Genomic DNA, 15488 nt, shown 5'->3' on the forward strand with positions numbered 1-15488 from the left:
GCTGGGCTCGTCGGCGGGTCAGTGCATGAGCGCGTCCGGGAAGCCGAACGTCGTGACCAGCGCGGGATCGTGGAACTTGATCACACGGGCGATGCCGGTGGCGGTGGGGGTCAGCACCACGACGCCGTCGGCCCGGAGCGCGCCGTCCGCGTCCCGGTGGTACACGACGGCGGACGGGCGGCCGTTGGCGGTTGTCGCGATCACGTCACGCCGAGAGCCTGCGGTGCCGCCTGGCTCAGCACGCCGATATTGAGGCCGATGATGTGGATCTGGTGCTTGTAGGCCGGGGCCGCCCGCGAACACGCCGTGGGCCTTCGAGATGTCGGCGAAGTTGACCCCGGCGGCGGTGACGCGGACCAGGACCTCGCCCCGGCCGGGGCTCGGCACCGGCGCGTCGACGATCAGGCGCATGTCCTGTGGGCCGTTGAGGGACGTCTGCTGCAGCGCGCGCATGGTCGCGGGGACGCTCATTGGCGATCAGCTTGCCGACTCAACGAATCCTCAATGCATCTTCAACGCGGCGCGGTTCAGACTCCCCATGACGTTCGACCCATCTTCGAATGAAACAGGGAGTGACCATGCACATCGTCCGTGCGATCAAGGCTCCGCTGTCCGGTCTGGCCTGTGCGGCAACGCTCACGCTGGGCGTCACCTCGTTCCCGGCGCCCGCGAGCGCGACCGTCACCCAGGGGCAGGCCGTTCCGGCGTCCGTGGCGGCAGGGAGAACCACGGCGCCGGCCTGCATCGAGCGGAGTGTGAGCAAGAAGAGGAAAACGGTCTGGATCTCGAATCGCTGCGGCAGGACGATGAAGGTGAAGGTCGTCGTCAAACACGGCCCCGACTCCTACTGCCGCACCCTGCGCGACTCCGAGACCATCTACTACCCCTGGCATTTCGGCTCCTATGACCGCACCGTGAACTGCTAGCCCAGCTTTCCCGCGAACCCGCCGACGCCGGACGCCGACGTGTGGATCGACGGCCCCCAAGCTCATACGGCTGCCGCGACGGCGGCGGCGATGAAGAGCACTTGAAGGGCCGTACGGGCCGGCAGCGGGGTCACGGGCTTCCCGGCCAGCGTGAGGCCGCGGCGGGCCGCCGAGACGTTGGCCGGGAACATGGCGATCATGAGCAGCGCCAGCCCGATCGCCGCGTACGGCGCGACCGGCGCGAACAGCATCCCCGCGGCGCCGGCCAGTTCCAGGACGCCGGTGAGGGTGACCAGCAGGGCCGGCTGCGGGAACGACGGCGGGATCATCGCGACGAAGTCGCGGCGCCACGAGGGCAGGAAGTGGGGCACGCCGGTGAGGACGAACATCAGGGCCAGAGCGCCGCGCAGGGCCGGCTGCCAGGCGTCCAGTGCGTCGACGCCGACCAGGCCGACGAGCCGTAGGACGACGAAGCCACCGATGAGGGCGATGAACGGAACCATTCCGTCCTCCAATCTTGTCATTGGACAGATTGGAGGGAGGTTCGTCATCTTGTCAATGTCAAGCTAGGGTGTGGTCGTCCCGCTGAGCCTTGGAACGCGGAGGTGAGGAACATCAGCCAGCCGTCCTACCACCACGGCAACCTGCGGCGCGTCATCATCGACGCCGCGCTGCAGGCCATCGGCGAATCCGGCCCGGCCGGATGGAGCCTGCGCGAGCTGGCCCGCCGGGCCGGCGTCTCGCACGCCGCCCCCGCCTACCACTTCGGCGACAAGCAAGGGCTGTTGACGGCCGTGGCCGCCGAGGGCTTCACCATGTTCGCCGACGCTCTTGAGCACGCCGCCTCCGACGTGTGGGAGGTCGGCGTCGCCTACCTCCGTTTCGGCCTCGACCACCGGCCCCACTTCGAGGTGATGTTCCGGCCGGAGCTCTACCGGGTGGACGATCCCGGCGTTCGATCCGCGCAGCAGCGCGCCGCGGACGTCCTCAACGCCAGCGCCCACTCGCTGTCGCCGGGCGCGGAACACGACCGGACGACCACGGTCGCCGCGTGGTCGCTGGCGCACGGCTTCACCACCCTGTGGCTGAGCGGCGCCTTGCCGGAAAGCGCGGACGGAGACCCGGAGGCCCTGGCCCGCTCGATGCTCCGCCTCGTCCTCGGCGCCGTGGCGGGCGGGGCGGGCAGCCCGTGATCGGACGGCCGGCGGCCTCGCCCGTCCTGCACCCTGAGACCTGGATCTCGTCGTGTCAGTGACCGTTCGGGGCCGGACCGTCCATCAGGTGGGTCGCTCGTTCCGTGCGCAGGTGGAGGGCCGTGCGGCCCTTGCGTTGTGTCGACACCAGCCCCGCCCCCCGCAGCGCGCCCAGGTGTTGTGACACCGCGCTCGGCGTGATGTTCAGGCGGGCGGCCAGGGCGGCGGTCGTCAGGGGTTCGGCCAAGGCGGCGAGGATCAGCGTTCTCGTGTGGCCGAGCACCGGGATCAGGCCCGTCAGCGCCGGTCGGGGCGACTCCCGGAGCAGTCCGACGCCCATCGCCGGATAGCGGATCGACGCGGCGGCGATCGGGGCCTTGTCGACGCCCACGTCCGGCCAGTTGAAGACGCTGGGCTGCAGAACGAGGCCATGCCCGCCGGTGTCCACCGTGAACACGGAGTGCGGGGTGCGCCGGCCGTGCACGACCAGCTGGCCGTCCTCCCAGGCGATGTCGCGGTGCAACTCGGCGAACAGCGCCTGCACCCCGCCCTCCACCAGGGTCAGCGCACGCCGTCCGATGTCGGCCTCCAGCACGGCGCACATCCGGCCCCACTGGGGCGCGATCAGCAGCTCGTGGCAGCGGTGCAGCGCCTCGGCCAGTCTTGGCAGGACCGTCGCGGGCTCGGGGACGTCCTCGGCCGGCATGCCCAGGACCGCGCCGTACTCCTGCCGGAAGAAGTCGTCCTGCGTGGCGCGTACCAGGTCCAGCTCCGTCGCGATGGACGGCAGGCGCTCAGCCGGCGCCGGGAACAGGAACGACGGCAGCGGCCCGGCGATCAGCGCGCGCAGCAGCGGCAGCTCGCGCTCGCGCGCCAGCAGCGGGCGCGCCTGGCGCACCCAGGGCCGGTGGACGGCATGACCGCCCGTGCCGAACAGGATCCGCAGCGCCAGCACCGTCTCGCCCAGCGGTGAGACGGCGAATCGCACCTTCGCGACCGACGCCGCGGTGAACCTGATCTCGACCGCCATCCGCCCCTCATCATGTAGCCGTGGCTTAACGATAGCCGCGGCGCGCCGTCTCCCCGCAGGCTGGCGGGCATGGACTTCTTCACCTCCCACGACGGCCTCCAGCTCGCCTGCCACGTGTCCGGCGACGGTCCCCCTGTGGTCTGCCTGCCCGGCGGGCCGATGCAGGCCTCCGCCTATCTCGGCGACCTCGGGGGCCTCTCGGCGCACCGGCGGCTGATCATGGCGGATCTGCGGGGCACCGGGCGGTCCGCCGTGCCGCCGGACATCGCCTCGTACCGTTGCGACCGCCTTGTCGACGACGTCGAGGCCCTGCGCGAGCACCTTGGGCTCGACCGGATGGACCTGCTCTCCCATTCCGGGGGCACGAATCTGGCCGTGCTCTACGCGGCTCGCCATCCGGAACGCGTCGGAAGGCTCGTTCTGGTCGCTCCGAGCGTCGCCGCCGTCGGCGTCAGGATCACCGAGGAGGTCCGGCGGGAGACCGCCCGGCTGCGCGAGGGGGAGCCCTGGTTCCCGGAGGCGTTCGCGGCCCTGGAGAAGGTCATGTCAGGCCAGGCCACCGGCGACGCCTTCCAGGCCATCGCGCCGTTCTGGTACGGCCGCTGGGACGGGACGGCCCAGGCGCACAAGGCCGCCGAGGACGAGCAGCGGAACAACGAGGCGGCAGCCGTCTTCGGTGCCGAGGGCGCCTTCGCCCCCGACGCCACCCGCGCCGCGCTCACCCGCTTCACCTCGCCGGTGCTGCTGCTCGCGGGCGAGGTGGACCTGAACTCCCCGCCCGCCGCGGTGGCCGAGGTCGCCGCGCTGTTCCCGCGCGCCGAGCTCGTCGTACAGGCCGGGGCAGGGCACTTTCCGTGGCTCGACGACGCCGGCCGGTTCGTGGCCACCACCTCGGCGTTCCTGCGTCAGGTGCCCAGGTGAGCGCACACCCGGCCGGAGATCGTCCTCATCGCCGCGGCACCGTCTCTCCGCCCTGCGAGAGGTCGAAGGGCGCGGGGGAGTGGCCTGCCCAGATCCGGCGGGAGACCTCTTCGGGGTAGGGGAGAGTGGCCGGCTCGGCGTCCAGGACGCGGGTCAGCCGCCGGTCGGGCCGGTACGCGGCCCATCCCGCGTCGCCGGTGGTGACGAAGCGCACCCATGCCTCCCTGAGCTCGCGGGAGAGCGCGACGGCCTCGGGGGCGGGCTCGTCGCCGAGGAGCTGCGCGCCGATGGGACTGTCCAGCGTGCCGAACGCCAGGGGGACGTCGAGGCTGTGGCAGGCGCCCAGGGCGCCGCCGAGCGCCGGGGCGGTCCAGCACAGTTCGAACAGGTACGAGGTGCCGCCGGCCGCGGCGTTGGCCTCGGCCAGCTGCTGTGACGGCATGCGGAAGAGGGCGTCGGAGTACACCGTCTCCACCAGCTCCTCCGGACCGGCCTGCGGAAACCCGGCGCGGTACGCCCGCGCGCCATGCGGCCGGGGTGCGAGCAGTTCCAGGGCCGTGCGCGCGTCCTGCTCGGTGAAGCCGCCCTGCCGCCCGCTCATGACGCTGAACAGCCGGAACTCGTCCCGGGTGTGGCCGGCGAGCAGCTCGATCCCGCCCGCGCGCCCGCCGGTCAGCGCCGACCAGGGCGTCTCGGGCAGAACCTCGCCGTCGACGACGGGGCACAGGGCGGTGCCGGTCCCCGTGAGCCGCCCCCAGCTCTCCCGGTGCTCATGGAGGGCGGCGTTGAAGGAGGTGAGCTCCGCGGCCAGGCGCCAGGGGGCGATGTCGCGCAGGGCCGCGGCGGTGGGGGCCGCCGCGCCGAGCCGGTCCGCGAGCGCGGCGGTGACCTGCCGGGCCAGCGCGGGGGTGCTGTGCAGCCCCGGCGCCGAGTGGGCGATGGCCCGCCGGAACAGGCCGCGCGCCGGCTTCATCGTCAGCAGGGCGGCGACCGACCCGGCCCCGGCGGACTGACCGGCCACGGTGACCCGGCTGGGGTCGCCGCCGAACGCGGCGATGTTCCGCTGCACCCACTCCAGCGCGGCGATCTGGTCGAGGAAGCCGCGGTTGGGCGGCGCGTCGTCGAGTAACGCGAAACCCTCCGCGCCCACGCGGCAGTTGACGGTCACCACGACGAGCCCCGCCCCGGCCAGCGCCGCCGGGTCGTACATCGGGTCGCTCGACACCGCCGAGACGTAGCCGCCCACGGGGAGCCACACCAGCACCGGCAGCCCGGCCGCGCCCGGATCCGGGGTGCCGACGTCGAGCGTCAGCCAGTCCGTGCCCCGCGGCGGACCCACCTCTACCGGCAGGGACAGCGGCACCGGGGGGCCGAACTCCGCCGCCTGCCTCGTGCCGTCCCAGCGGTGCGGCGGGGCGGGCGCGGCGAAACGGAGCGCTCCCACCGGCGGCTGGGCATACGGGATGCCGCGGAACACCGCGTGGCCCTGCCGCCGGCGCCCCTGCACCACCCCTTCCGCGGTCCGCACCCTCGGCTCTTCGGACATGACGGCTCCTTCCTCGAACGGACCCCCATGGTTATAGGTCAAGTGTATTATGTCAACTGTATGGGAAAGGCTCGGAGTGACGAGGGAGAGGCCCGCGATGCCGAAACAGGTGGACCACCGCGAACGCCGCGAAGCGATCGCCCGCGCGCTGTGGCGGGTGGTGGCGCAGCGCGGCGTCGCGCACCTGACGACACGGGTGGTGGCGCAGGAGGCGGGCATCTCACTCGGGCAGTTGCAGCACTACTTCGCCTCCCGGGCCGCCATGCTCTCCTTCGCCATGGACTTCGCCTCGGAACAGACCTCGCTGCGCGTCGAGCAGGGCCTCGCGGGGCTCGGCGACCGTCCGCACCCGCGTGACGTGCTGCGACTGACGCTTTCGGAAATGCTGCCCCTGCACGCCGACGCCCGCGCCACCAGCCGGATGAGCGCCGCCTACGTCCTGGAGGCGCTGCACGACGAGGCCGTCCACGAGCAGGCGCGCCGCGGCCTCCTCCAGGGGCGCGCCCTCGTCGAGCGGCTGGTCCGCCAGGCGATCGCCGACGGGCACATCGCCCCCGACCGCGACCCGGCGACCGAGACCAACCTGCTCCTCGCCCTCACCGGCCTCACCCCCCTCCTCGAACTGGACGTGATCACCCCCCAGGACGCCCTCACCGCGATCGACCTGCATCTGGACAGGCTGTTCGCCGACATCGCCCCTGGCGAGCAGCCCGTCAGGTCCGGCGGGTTCGGGTGACGGGGCGTCCGGCCCGTCAACGGGGCGCGCTGGAGGCCCCGCCAGGAGGCACCACGGCCACCGGGCAGGCCGCGTGGTGGAGCACCCCGTGGCTCACCGAGCCCAGCATCGTGGAGGCGAAGTCGCCCAGCCCGCGCGAGCTCACCACGACCAGGTCGGCCGTGGACGACGCGTTCCTGAGGGCGGCGACCGGATGATCGCACACCTGCTCGTCCACGATCCGCACGTCAGGGTTCCCCTCCCGCCACGGGATCACCTCCTGGGCGGCGTCGCGGGCGTTCTCCTCGAAGCTCTCGCCGGTCATCCTGTAGGCGGAGGCGTACGAGGACAGGATCGGCGGCCGCCAGGCGTAGAGCACCAGGAGCTCCGCGTCCTGGGCACGGGCCTGCTTCAGGGCGTACTCCATGGCGGCCGGTGACTGCCAGCCGTCGTATCCGACCACGATCCGGCCGCGGCGCATCGTGGCGGCCTCCCGGACGACCACGACCGGGCTCGCGGCGTGCCCGGCCAGCGCCAGGCTCGTGGAGCCGAGCACCATCCCGGCGAAACCGCCCCGCCCTCTGCTGCCCAGCACCAGGCTGTCGGCCTCCGCCGACTCCCGCACCAGGTCGTCCACCACCGGACCGGGCAGGATCTCCGTGCCGACCTCCACGCCGGGAACCAGGCCGCGCGCCCGGTCCGCCGCCGCTTCCAGCATCCCGGCGCAGTATTCGGCCGTCCCGACGTCGCCTGTCCACGGCTCGCACACGTGCACCAGCCGCAGCGCCAGCGAGCGCCTGCGGGCGTCCGCCGCGGCCCACTCGACGGCCGCCATCGAGGGCGGCGAGCCGTCCACGCCCGCCACGATCCGTCCAGCCATCTTCCGCCTCCCCCGAGCCCCCGCCCTTCCCTTACCCCGAACCCGCCCACCGTCATGTCTGACGTGACCGGCGACCACCAGTGGATCACAAGACGGCCCTGGTAGATCAGGGCGGGTGAACGATGCCTCAGCCGCAGGGAAGGCCCGTCCGGGGCGGACGAGCCGTCCGAGGCCGAGCGGCCGGGATCTGGCTGCCGGGACCGTCCGCGCTCGCGGTCGCGGCGGCCCTGACGCTGCCGCCCGTACTGGTGTTGCTGGTGCTGCACCGCAGGTGGGGGCATCGAGGGTGGTGCTGGGTCCTGCGATCACTGGATCCGGACGCGGTCATGATGGTCATGGCCCTTCTCCTCGGCCCGTTCCGGTGGCTCGAACCGGTCTTCTGGGCGGCGGTCTGGCCCTTCCGTCAGATCCTGCGGTTGTTCGCCTGGATCGGGCGGGTTCTGTCAGCGTTGGGCGATCTGTAGCGCTCGCCTGCGCGGCCGCCGCGACCCCAGCCGGGCACAGCCCGGCTGAGGCGTCATCGGCTCATGGGGCCACGGTCAGGGTGAGGGTGGCTGTGTGGTCGAGGGCGACGCCGTCGCCCAGCACCGTGATCGGGTAGGTGCCGGACGGGGTGCTAGCGCCGGCCGTGACGGTCAGCGTGGAGGTGGCGCCGGTGGTGATGCTCGACGGGCTGAAGGACGCCGTCATGCCCGCCGGAAGCCCCCTGGCGTACAGCGAGATCTGCTGCGGGGCGCCCGAGACGACGGCGCTGCCGACGGTGACGCTCACGGTCTGGCCGGGCTGCACGGTCGCTGCGGCGGGGTTGACCGCGACCGAGAAGTCGCACGTGTACGGCTCGCCGGCCCGCGCGGGCACGCGGACGGCGTTCCACGCGGCCTTGACCGTGTTGTACTCCAGGCACGACGAGGGGAACATGTCCAGGGCCGCCTGCAGCGAGGCGCGGCGGGCCATGGTGTGCGGCCAGGCGGAGGTCTTGCGCAGCAGCGTGCCCATGTAGATCTGGCCCGCCTTGCGCGCGCCGAGCCCGACGATGGAGGAGGAGTCGCAGGTCGGGCTGGGCGGCTGGCCGTTCGTCGGGTTGCTGCCCTCGGCCAGCAGGTAGAACCAGTGGTTCTGGACGCCGGCCCCGACCTGGGGCGGCATCGACGGCACCGCGCTGCTGTAGCAGTCGGGGTGACCGGGGATCAGCGACGGCTTGTACATGTAGCGGATCGGGCCGGTTCCGTCGACGTTGACCTCCTCGCCGACGGTGTAGTCCGGCGGGTCGAGGGTGGCGGGCTCGTTGGCGTACTGCTCGGTCAGCGCGCCGAAGATGTCGCCGGTGGACTCGTTGAGTATGGCCTTCTCGTTGTCGCCGAGGTCGAGGCCGGGCGTGGTGGCGAAGACGATGTGGCCGTACTCGTGCGCCACGACGTCCATCGCGGTGAGCTGGCGCAGGTTGTCGGAGGTGTGGCCGAAGACGGTGTTGACGCCGTTCCAGTAGGCGTTGACGTCGTTCAGGCCGACGCGGGCGGGGTAGCCGTCGCCGGCTCCGTTGAAGCCGGAGCGTCCCAGCCAGGTCTTGAGCATGTCCCATTCGGTGTCGATCGCGAAGAGCGTGTCGACGCAGGCGGTTTCGAGGTTGGTGCCGCTGCCGTTGCCCCAGTAGTCGTCGGGCCCGGTGAAGGCGGAGCCGTTCGGGCCGCCGCAGCGCACGTTCCGCCGCACCGGGTCGATCATGGCGAAGGAGGAGCCGGTCGCCATGGTGCCGATGGTGACCGGGTTGCCGTTGTAGTAGCTGTTGCCCACCCCCGCCTTGACCTCGTCGGACTTCAGGACGACCGCGCCGGTCAGCGCGTCGACGAAGACGTGCAGCCTGCTCTCCCTGCCGCCGACGGCGCCGTGGACGAGCACCTCGTAGGCCAGCCGGCCGCGTCCCTGAGCCATGACCACCAGCCGGGGCGCGGCGATCGAGGAGACCTGGGGCAGTTGGCCCCTGGCCACGCGGACTGCTTCGGCGGCGCCGAGCCTGGGCGTGGTGGCCACGTCCAGGGGGCTGTCCTGGGAGACGGAGGTGCTCAGGACCTCGCCGGTGGCCGCGCTGACCACGACGAAGTCGCCGCCGTAGACGGGCAGCCCCGCGTACGTGCGGGTGTAGGGCGTGTAGCGCAGCCCGTTCTGTCCTTCGATCGGGGCCTGCCGTACGTACGCGTCCTCGGTCGAGCTGTGCAGCAGTGCGGGCCTGGCCTTCACCAGGAGGTCGGCGGGATCGCCTTTGGAGGCGTTCGCCGGGCCGGGGACCGAAGTGGCCACGAGCACACAGACGGCACTCGTGACCAGGGCTAACACGGCATTGCGTCTCATGGGGCCGCTCCTCTTGCGCCGGCGGGCGATGGACGGGGTCACCTGCATTTGAGTTGATGAACTACAGGAGGTCAATATCGAGGTAAATAGGCGGAAAAATCGGGATTTATGGCCATTCAGGCCAGAGCCGATGACAGAAGGAACTCCACCGTCAGCACGTATCTGAAGCACGCCGGACCTGCTCGGGAGGGGCAGCCACACACATCCCCCAGGAGGCGTCCATGCCCAGGATCGGGTTCGAATGGCAGTTCCAGCGCAACGAGCTGAGGTTTCTGGCAGATACCAAGAACGGCTGGCAGACCGAGGACGCCCTGCCGTCCAAGGGACGCGTCTGCTACTGGCAGGACCCCGGGATCGCCATCGAGTCCGACGGCGGCGACGTCGAGATCATCACCGACTCGGTGACGACGTGGGCCGCCCTGCGCCGTCAGCTCGTCCTCATCGGCGAGCTGATCAGCCTGCTGACGGGCCGTTCACCCGACACCACCAAGCTTCCCGCCACGTTCCTGCGGTCCGACGAGCAGGAGGACGAGGCGACGACCGGCACCCGGCGATCGAGCAGGGCCCGGACGAGCGCCAGGACGCAGGCCGTGCGCGTGGCCCAGGGACACCTCAGGACCCACGACGACGTCCAGCCGACCGACGGGCTGCGCTTCGTGCCGGGCACCAACGTGGGCAACATCATCACCGTGTCCCTCGCCGCGCCCATCAAGCGGTGCGACTTCGACTTCGCCGGCAACCCGGTGATGACGCCCGTCTACGCCAAGGGCGACGTGCTGGCCTTGACCGCCGGCAGGGACCTCGTCCACGGCACGGCTCAGGCCACCCTGGACGTGCCGCTGGCCGAGCTGCCCGCCCGGCTGGGGGTGCTCGGCTTCGACCCGAGCGCCCGGGTGGCCGCATGGCTGCAGGGACGTCACCAGACGGCCAACCTCATCGGGTTCGTCACGCTGATCCAGTACATCCTGTGGGTCTTCGCCCATCAGAACCTCACCTCCGGCGACGGGCCGAAGGCGGGCTTCGCGCTGCTGCCGCGCACGAACCTGCGCTCGGTCTACATGAACGCGCTGACGGAGGTGGAACGGTCCGCCTTCGACGCCATGGTCAACGCCCTGTCCGACGGGGACAAGAACTCCCGGGTGTGCCCCCGGCCGTACGGTCTGGGCGGGCGGCAGACGTATGACAACCAGCTCAGCCTCTTCTGGTGGCTGCGCTCGATCCAGGGCGGCGACCCGGGCCAGGGCGACGAGACGCTGGCCCTCCACATGAGCGGCGACGGCCCGCGCGGCATCGCCTACGACGCGATGTCCCCGCCGCGCGGCTACCCCGCCCACGAGCCCTTCCCCGGACGGCCGGCGGAGTGGTTCACGTACTCCATGGGGCAGAAGACGACGCCGTACAAGGCGACGCACGTGGTCGTGGAGTACCGGCAGACCGACCTGTTCGGCCTCAAGAACGGCATGGGAACCTACGAGCAGTTCGTCACCGCGGCGATGGACGCGGCCCTCAGCGCCGGTCTGGACGTGCCGCACTGACGGCTCCGCCCCTGGATCAGCCGGAACGGCTCACCTGGTGGGCGGGGGCTCAGTATCGCCCACCAGGTCGATGCCGGCGAGGGTGACCGCGTCGCGGTAGACGGCCGGCGGCGGGTCGGCTTCCTGGAGGCTCCGGAGGGCCAGGCGCAGGTGCGCGCGGTTCCGTTCACGGGTCCAGGCGCGGCCGCCGCACCGGTCGATCAGGTCCGCGACGGCGGCCGGCCCCTCCTCGGCGGGCTCGCCGTCCCCTTGGTAGAACGCGGCGAGCCGCCCGCTGTCGCGGTGCCCTGATTCCAGGCACGCCGCGACCGTGGGCGTGATCTTGCGGCGGCGGACGTCACCGTAGCGCGACCGGCTGAGCTGCTCCGCCGGCCACAGGTCCGACAGATCGTTGTGGTACTGCACGGCCATGCCGAGATGGAACCCGAACCGGCCGACGGCCTCCACCTGCGCGCCGGAGGCGTCGGTCAGCAGGGCGGGCAGGCAGCACACCGCGGGTGCTCGCCCAGGTGGGAGAACGCCAGGGCCAGTAGGGCGTCACCGGCCATGATGGCGTGCCCGGTGGTGTAGGCCGCCAGGACGGTGGGCCGGCCACGACGCCGGGCCTCCAGGTCGACGATGTCGTCGTGCAGGGTGGCCACGTTCATGAGGAGGTTGCCGGCGACGACGGCGGGCAGGCCGCGTTCGACCGGGCCGCCGTCGATGCCCGCGCACAGCAGGGTGAAGGCGATGCCCTTGCGTCCGGTTCCGCCGCGGACACCGGTGGCCGGCCCGCCGTCCCGGCCGGCCCAGCCGTAGTGGTGGTACACGCTCTCCCGCAGCGGTGAGGGCAGGCAGTTCACCGCGCGCATGAGCGCCGGATCGGTGATCCGCGCCGTGTCGGCGAGGATCTGCTCGGCGGTGCGGCCGGGTCCGGGCGGGGCGGCAGGCATGTCGGGCGGCTCCGTTCTTCCCCGGGTGTGTTTCTGCAGGTTAAGCGGTGAGTGTGGGGGAGAGCGGGTTGCGGGCCGGTGTGTCGCCGATGCCCAGATTTAATCTACATTGTAAAGGCGCTCGGGCGGCCGCGCGCGGCTTCCTGGTCACCGACCACTTGGACCAGATGCCCGCCTTCCGCGCCAAGGCGGGTTCCGTCGTCCGGCCCGGGGAACACCGGCCGCTCGGCGCGGGCGGCGAGTAAGGTCGGCGTGCATGTACCCGGTCACGATCTCCTCCCCGAGGCTGGCCCTCCGGGAGTTCGTCCCGACAGACGTCGACGGGCTTCTGGCCATCTACGGCGACCCGCGGGTCACCGAGCACATGAGCTTCGAGCCCCGAAACCGGGAGCAGGTCGAGAGCACCATGGCGGGCGTGATCGAGTCGGCCCGCAACGACCCGCGCACGGACTACTGCCTCGCCGCGGTGCTGCCGGACGGCGAGCTGGTGGCGTTCGCGCGCGTCTCGATCGACTTCGGCCACCCGCTGCAGAACAGTGCCCAGATCGGGTTCGCGCTGCGCGCGGACCGGTGGCGTCAGGGGTTGGGCGCCGAGGTCGTCCGTCTGCTCCTGCGGCTCGGGTTCGAGCAGCTCGGTGTCCACCGCGTCTGGGGCGCGCGAAGCCCGCTCAACGAGGCGTCCGGGCGGGTCATGAGCAGGCTGGGGATGGTCGAGGAGGGCGTCATCCGCGGGCACCTGAAGCTGGCCGGCGGGTGGCGTGATTCGGTCGTCCACTCCATCCTGGCCCCCGAGTGGAAGGCGAGGTGACCGGCAGCTGGCACCGAGGCCCGCACGGCCGTGTCGGCCTCGGCCTGCGGCGTCTCCCCTGACCGGCACGGGCCGCCAGCAGCATCCCGGCCGACGTGGCCAGCCCTCCGGCCAGTGAGGCGAGGGTGAAGACGGCCACTCCGCCGACGAGCGCCCGCCGCTGGCCGACGATGTCGCCCACGCGACCGCCGAGCAGCAGCAGACCGCCGAAGGCCAGCATGTAGGCGTTGAGCACCCAGGACAGGCCGGCCGCGGAGAAGCCGAGGTCGTGCTGGATGTCGGGGAGGGCGATGTTCACCACGTTGGTGTCCAGGATGAACATCGTCTGGCAGATCAGCACGATGGCGAGCAAATGTGTGGAGGGTTCCGGTGGCGGATCGGTCGACGCGGGCCCGGCCCGTGGGGCGCAAAGACGCGCGACGCAATTACGAGCGGCTCCTGACGACCGCCCAGGCGGCGTTCGCCGAACACGGCGTCGGCGCGTCGCTGAACGACATCGCGCGCACCGCCGGCGTCGGCAACGTGACGCTCTACCGGCACTTCCCGACCCGCCAGGCGCTGCTGGAGGCACTGCTGGGCGACAGCCTGCGCGGTTTGCGGGCGCGCTCGGACGAGCTGCTCGCCTCACCGTCCCCGAGCAGGGCCCTGATCACCTGGACGACGGCCGCCGTCGAGCACGTCATGGCCTATCGCGGCCTGGTCGACGCCCTCGTGGCCAGCCTCGCCGACCCCGCGTCCGAACTCCACGCCACCTGCCAGGCCGTCAAGGCCGCCGGGGCGCAACTGCTGACCAGGGCGCAGCAGGCGGGGGAGATCCGGCCCGATGTGGACGCGTCCGCCCTCTTCTCGCTGATCGCTTCAGTCGCCTGGGCGGTGGAGCGGACCCCCGCACACCGTGATCAGCTTCTGGCCGTCATGTTCGACGGGCTCCACCGCCGGGCGGATGGGCTGGCCTGAACCTGCTGGCCCAGGGGGGCTCAGCGGCCCGGCTCGTCGCCGGTGAACGTGGCCGCCTGCGGCGTGGCCGCGAAGACGGTGCGCAGTTCGGCGAGCAGGTCGTCGAGCGTGGGGTCCGGTGAGGCGGTGGTCCAGCCGCGCAGGGCGGCGTGGAAGGCGGCCACCAGCAGGTCGAGCGCCAGCCTGGGCCGGTGGTCGCGGTCGCCGAGGCCGAGCCGCCTGCGCAGGGTGGTCTCGAAGGCCGCGCTGGTGCGGTCGCAGAACTGCAGCCCGTGCGCGGCGATGGACGGCGTACGCTGCGACAGCTCCTGACTGAGCCGCACGCGGGCCACCCATTCCGGCCCGTCCGCCGACATCCGCCGCACCGCCGCGAGCATCGCCTCCTGCAGCACCTCCAGCACGGGACGGCCGCCGAGCGGCGCGTGCTCGACGTCGTCGAGGAGCGCGGTCCACAGGGCCTCCAGCGGGGCGGAGGCGACCTCCTCCTTGCTGGCGAAGTTGCGGAAGAACGTGCGCTTGGAGACCTCGACCTCCGCGCACAGCTCGTCGAGGGTCACCTGGTCGAAGCCGCGCTCGGTGAACAGCGCGAGCGCGGTGTCCACCAGGGCGGCCCTGGTCTTGAGCTTCTTGCGCTCGCGGAGCGGCAGCAGGTCGGCGGTCATCGTCCCCAGTGTATCCGGAGCGCATATGCCTCCTATAGGCTTATGCCACTCAGTGGCACTTTGGAGGACGTCATCATGCGCGCTTTGATCGTCGACCGTTCCGTTCCCGGGGGTCTGCGGGTGGGCCAGGCGCCCGACCCGGTGCCGGCGTCCGGCGAGGCGCTGGTCCGCGTCACCGCCACGTCGCTCAACTACGGCGAGGTCAGGCACGCCCTGCAGGAGGCGCCTGAGGGCACGGTGCTCGGCTGGGACGCGGCGGGGGTCGTCGTCCAGGCGGCGGCCGACGGCTCGGGGCCCGCCGCGGGCACGCCCGTGGTCACGCTGGGCTGGGACGGCGGGTGGGCCGAGCTGCGGGCCGTTCCGACCGATCGGATCGGGGTGGTGCCGCAGGGCGCGGACCCCGGCGCGATCAGCACGATCCCGGTCGCCGGCGCCACCGCGCTGCGCGCGCTCGACCGCCTCGGGCCGATCCTGGGGCGGCGCGTCCTGGTCACCGGCGCGACGGGCGGCGTCGGCCGGTACGCCGTGCAGCTCGCCCGGCTCGGCGGCGCGTACGTCATCGCCGCCACCGGCGACCCGGACCGGCACGGCGACGGGCTGCGCGCGCTCGGCGCGGACGAGGTCGTCACCGCCCCCGCCGAGAGCGGCGGACGGCTCGACGGCGTCCTGGACCTGCTCGGCGGCGTCCCGCTGGTCGAGGCGTTCGAGCAGCTCACCGAGGGCGGCACGCTGGTCGCCGTCGGCCACTCCACGGGCGAGGGCGAGAACTTCCCGTTCGGCGCGCTGTTCGGCGGGCCCGACCGCCACGACCGCTCGCTGGTGACCTTCCACCTGCTCTACTGCCAGGGCCTGCACCGCGACCTGACCTGGCTGGCCGGGCGGGTCGCGGACGGCACGCTGAGCCCGGAGATCACCTGGCGCGGCGGCTGGGACGACGCCGCCGAGGCGGCGACCGCCCTCCTCGACCGCCGCGTGCACGGCAAGGCGGTGCTCGACCTGGCGTGAGAGGCGGGCTGGACGAGGCGTTCGAACAGGCC

19 protein-coding genes are annotated in these 15488 nt (G+C 72.2%); 9 read left to right on the top strand and 10 right to left on the bottom strand.

Annotated features, from left to right (window positions below; all coding sequences use genetic code 11):
- Positions 1-18: 18 nt before the first annotated feature.
- Positions 19-471, bottom strand: coding sequence for a hypothetical protein (locus ACFYUV_RS34350; protein WP_387675987.1), 453 nt, complete (start codon positions 469-471; stop codon positions 19-21).
- A gap of 107 nt (positions 472-578) precedes the next feature.
- Between ACFYUV_RS34350 and ACFYUV_RS34355 the strand changes: the two genes are divergently transcribed.
- Positions 579-926, top strand: a complete 348-nt coding sequence (locus ACFYUV_RS34355) for a hypothetical protein (protein WP_387675990.1) — start codon at positions 579-581, stop codon at positions 924-926.
- Positions 927-988: 62 nt separating this feature from the next.
- Here ACFYUV_RS34355 and ACFYUV_RS34360 read toward each other — a convergent pair whose 3' ends face one another.
- Positions 989-1429, bottom strand: a complete 441-nt coding sequence (locus ACFYUV_RS34360) for a DoxX family membrane protein (protein WP_387675992.1) — start codon at positions 1427-1429, stop codon at positions 989-991.
- A gap of 102 nt (positions 1430-1531) precedes the next feature.
- On the opposite strand from ACFYUV_RS34360, the gene ACFYUV_RS34365 reads away from it, so the two are divergent.
- Positions 1532-2119: a TetR/AcrR family transcriptional regulator gene (locus ACFYUV_RS34365; RefSeq protein WP_387675995.1), complete on the top strand. Its 588-nt coding sequence runs from the start codon at positions 1532-1534 to the stop codon at positions 2117-2119.
- A gap of 55 nt (positions 2120-2174) precedes the next feature.
- Here ACFYUV_RS34365 and ACFYUV_RS34370 read toward each other — a convergent pair whose 3' ends face one another.
- Complete coding sequence (locus ACFYUV_RS34370; protein ID WP_387675998.1) at positions 2175-3149, bottom strand: DUF5937 family protein; 975 nt, start codon at positions 3147-3149, stop codon at positions 2175-2177.
- 69 nt (positions 3150-3218) lie between these two features.
- On the opposite strand from ACFYUV_RS34370, the gene ACFYUV_RS34375 reads away from it, so the two are divergent.
- The gene (locus tag ACFYUV_RS34375) at positions 3219-4070 is read left to right on the top strand and encodes an alpha/beta fold hydrolase (RefSeq protein ID WP_387676001.1); all 852 of its coding nucleotides are present in this window, start codon (positions 3219-3221) and stop codon (positions 4068-4070) included.
- Positions 4071-4095: 25 nt separating this feature from the next.
- Here ACFYUV_RS34375 and ACFYUV_RS34380 read toward each other — a convergent pair whose 3' ends face one another.
- Positions 4096-5616: a carboxylesterase/lipase family protein gene (locus ACFYUV_RS34380; RefSeq protein ID WP_387676004.1), complete on the bottom strand. Its 1521-nt coding sequence runs from the start codon at positions 5614-5616 to the stop codon at positions 4096-4098.
- A gap of 97 nt (positions 5617-5713) precedes the next feature.
- On the opposite strand from ACFYUV_RS34380, the gene ACFYUV_RS34385 reads away from it, so the two are divergent.
- Complete coding sequence (locus ACFYUV_RS34385; protein ID WP_387676007.1) at positions 5714-6352, top strand: TetR/AcrR family transcriptional regulator; 639 nt, start codon at positions 5714-5716, stop codon at positions 6350-6352.
- Between the two features lie 16 nt (positions 6353-6368).
- On the opposite strand, the gene ACFYUV_RS34390 is transcribed toward ACFYUV_RS34385, so the two are convergent.
- Positions 6369-7211 (bottom strand): universal stress protein, encoded by an 843-nt coding sequence (locus ACFYUV_RS34390; RefSeq protein ID WP_387676009.1) that lies wholly within the window; start codon positions 7209-7211, stop codon positions 6369-6371.
- Between the two features lie 122 nt (positions 7212-7333).
- Here ACFYUV_RS34390 and ACFYUV_RS34395 point away from each other — a divergent pair, with 122 nt between their 5' ends.
- Entirely contained in the window at positions 7334-7675 is a 342-nt protein-coding gene (locus tag ACFYUV_RS34395; RefSeq protein WP_387676011.1) for a hypothetical protein, read from the top strand.
- 61 nt (positions 7676-7736) lie between these two features.
- Here ACFYUV_RS34395 and ACFYUV_RS34400 read toward each other — a convergent pair whose 3' ends face one another.
- Complete coding sequence (locus tag ACFYUV_RS34400) at positions 7737-9557, bottom strand: M4 family metallopeptidase (RefSeq protein ID WP_387676014.1); 1821 nt, start codon at positions 9555-9557, stop codon at positions 7737-7739.
- Positions 9558-9778: 221 nt separating this feature from the next.
- Between ACFYUV_RS34400 and ACFYUV_RS34405 the strand changes: the two genes are divergently transcribed.
- The gene (locus tag ACFYUV_RS34405) at positions 9779-11092 is read left to right on the top strand and encodes a hypothetical protein (protein WP_387676016.1); all 1314 of its coding nucleotides are present in this window, start codon (positions 9779-9781) and stop codon (positions 11090-11092) included.
- Positions 11093-11122: 30 nt separating this feature from the next.
- On the opposite strand, the gene ACFYUV_RS34410 is transcribed toward ACFYUV_RS34405, so the two are convergent.
- Both ACFYUV_RS34410 and ACFYUV_RS34415 read right to left on the bottom strand, forming a co-directional pair.
- Entirely contained in the window at positions 11123-11584 is a 462-nt protein-coding gene (locus ACFYUV_RS34410; RefSeq protein ID WP_387676019.1) for a hypothetical protein, read from the bottom strand.
- Complete coding sequence (locus ACFYUV_RS34415; RefSeq protein ID WP_387676022.1) at positions 11560-12024, bottom strand: polyprenyl synthetase family protein; 465 nt, start codon at positions 12022-12024, stop codon at positions 11560-11562. Before ACFYUV_RS34415 ends, ACFYUV_RS34410 begins: the two co-directional genes overlap by 25 nt.
- A gap of 256 nt (positions 12025-12280) precedes the next feature.
- On the opposite strand from ACFYUV_RS34415, the gene ACFYUV_RS34420 reads away from it, so the two are divergent.
- Positions 12281-12832 (top strand): GNAT family N-acetyltransferase, encoded by a 552-nt coding sequence (locus ACFYUV_RS34420; protein WP_387676024.1) that lies wholly within the window; start codon positions 12281-12283, stop codon positions 12830-12832.
- Here the strand turns inward: ACFYUV_RS34420 and ACFYUV_RS34425 are convergent.
- Positions 12747-13184 carry an MFS transporter gene (locus ACFYUV_RS34425; protein ID WP_387676027.1) on the bottom strand — a complete coding sequence of 146 codons (438 nt, stop codon included), beginning with the start codon at positions 13182-13184 and terminating at the stop codon, positions 12747-12749. The genes ACFYUV_RS34420 and ACFYUV_RS34425 overlap by 86 nt on opposite strands.
- 17 nt (positions 13185-13201) lie before the next feature.
- Between ACFYUV_RS34425 and ACFYUV_RS34430 the strand changes: the two genes are divergently transcribed.
- Entirely contained in the window at positions 13202-13789 is a 588-nt protein-coding gene (locus tag ACFYUV_RS34430) for a TetR/AcrR family transcriptional regulator (RefSeq protein ID WP_387676029.1), read from the top strand.
- A gap of 20 nt (positions 13790-13809) precedes the next feature.
- Here the strand turns inward: ACFYUV_RS34430 and ACFYUV_RS34435 are convergent, their stop codons facing one another.
- Complete coding sequence (locus ACFYUV_RS34435; RefSeq protein ID WP_387676032.1) at positions 13810-14451, bottom strand: TetR family transcriptional regulator; 642 nt, start codon at positions 14449-14451, stop codon at positions 13810-13812.
- Positions 14452-14526: 75 nt separating this feature from the next.
- Between ACFYUV_RS34435 and ACFYUV_RS34440 the strand changes: the two genes are divergently transcribed.
- Complete coding sequence (locus ACFYUV_RS34440; protein WP_387676035.1) at positions 14527-15456, top strand: zinc-binding dehydrogenase; 930 nt, start codon at positions 14527-14529, stop codon at positions 15454-15456.
- The last annotated feature ends 32 nt before the right edge of the window (positions 15457-15488 follow it).

Source organism: Nonomuraea sp. NPDC003560 (assembly GCF_042878785.1).
GTDB lineage: Bacteria > Actinomycetota > Actinomycetes > Streptosporangiales > Streptosporangiaceae > Nonomuraea.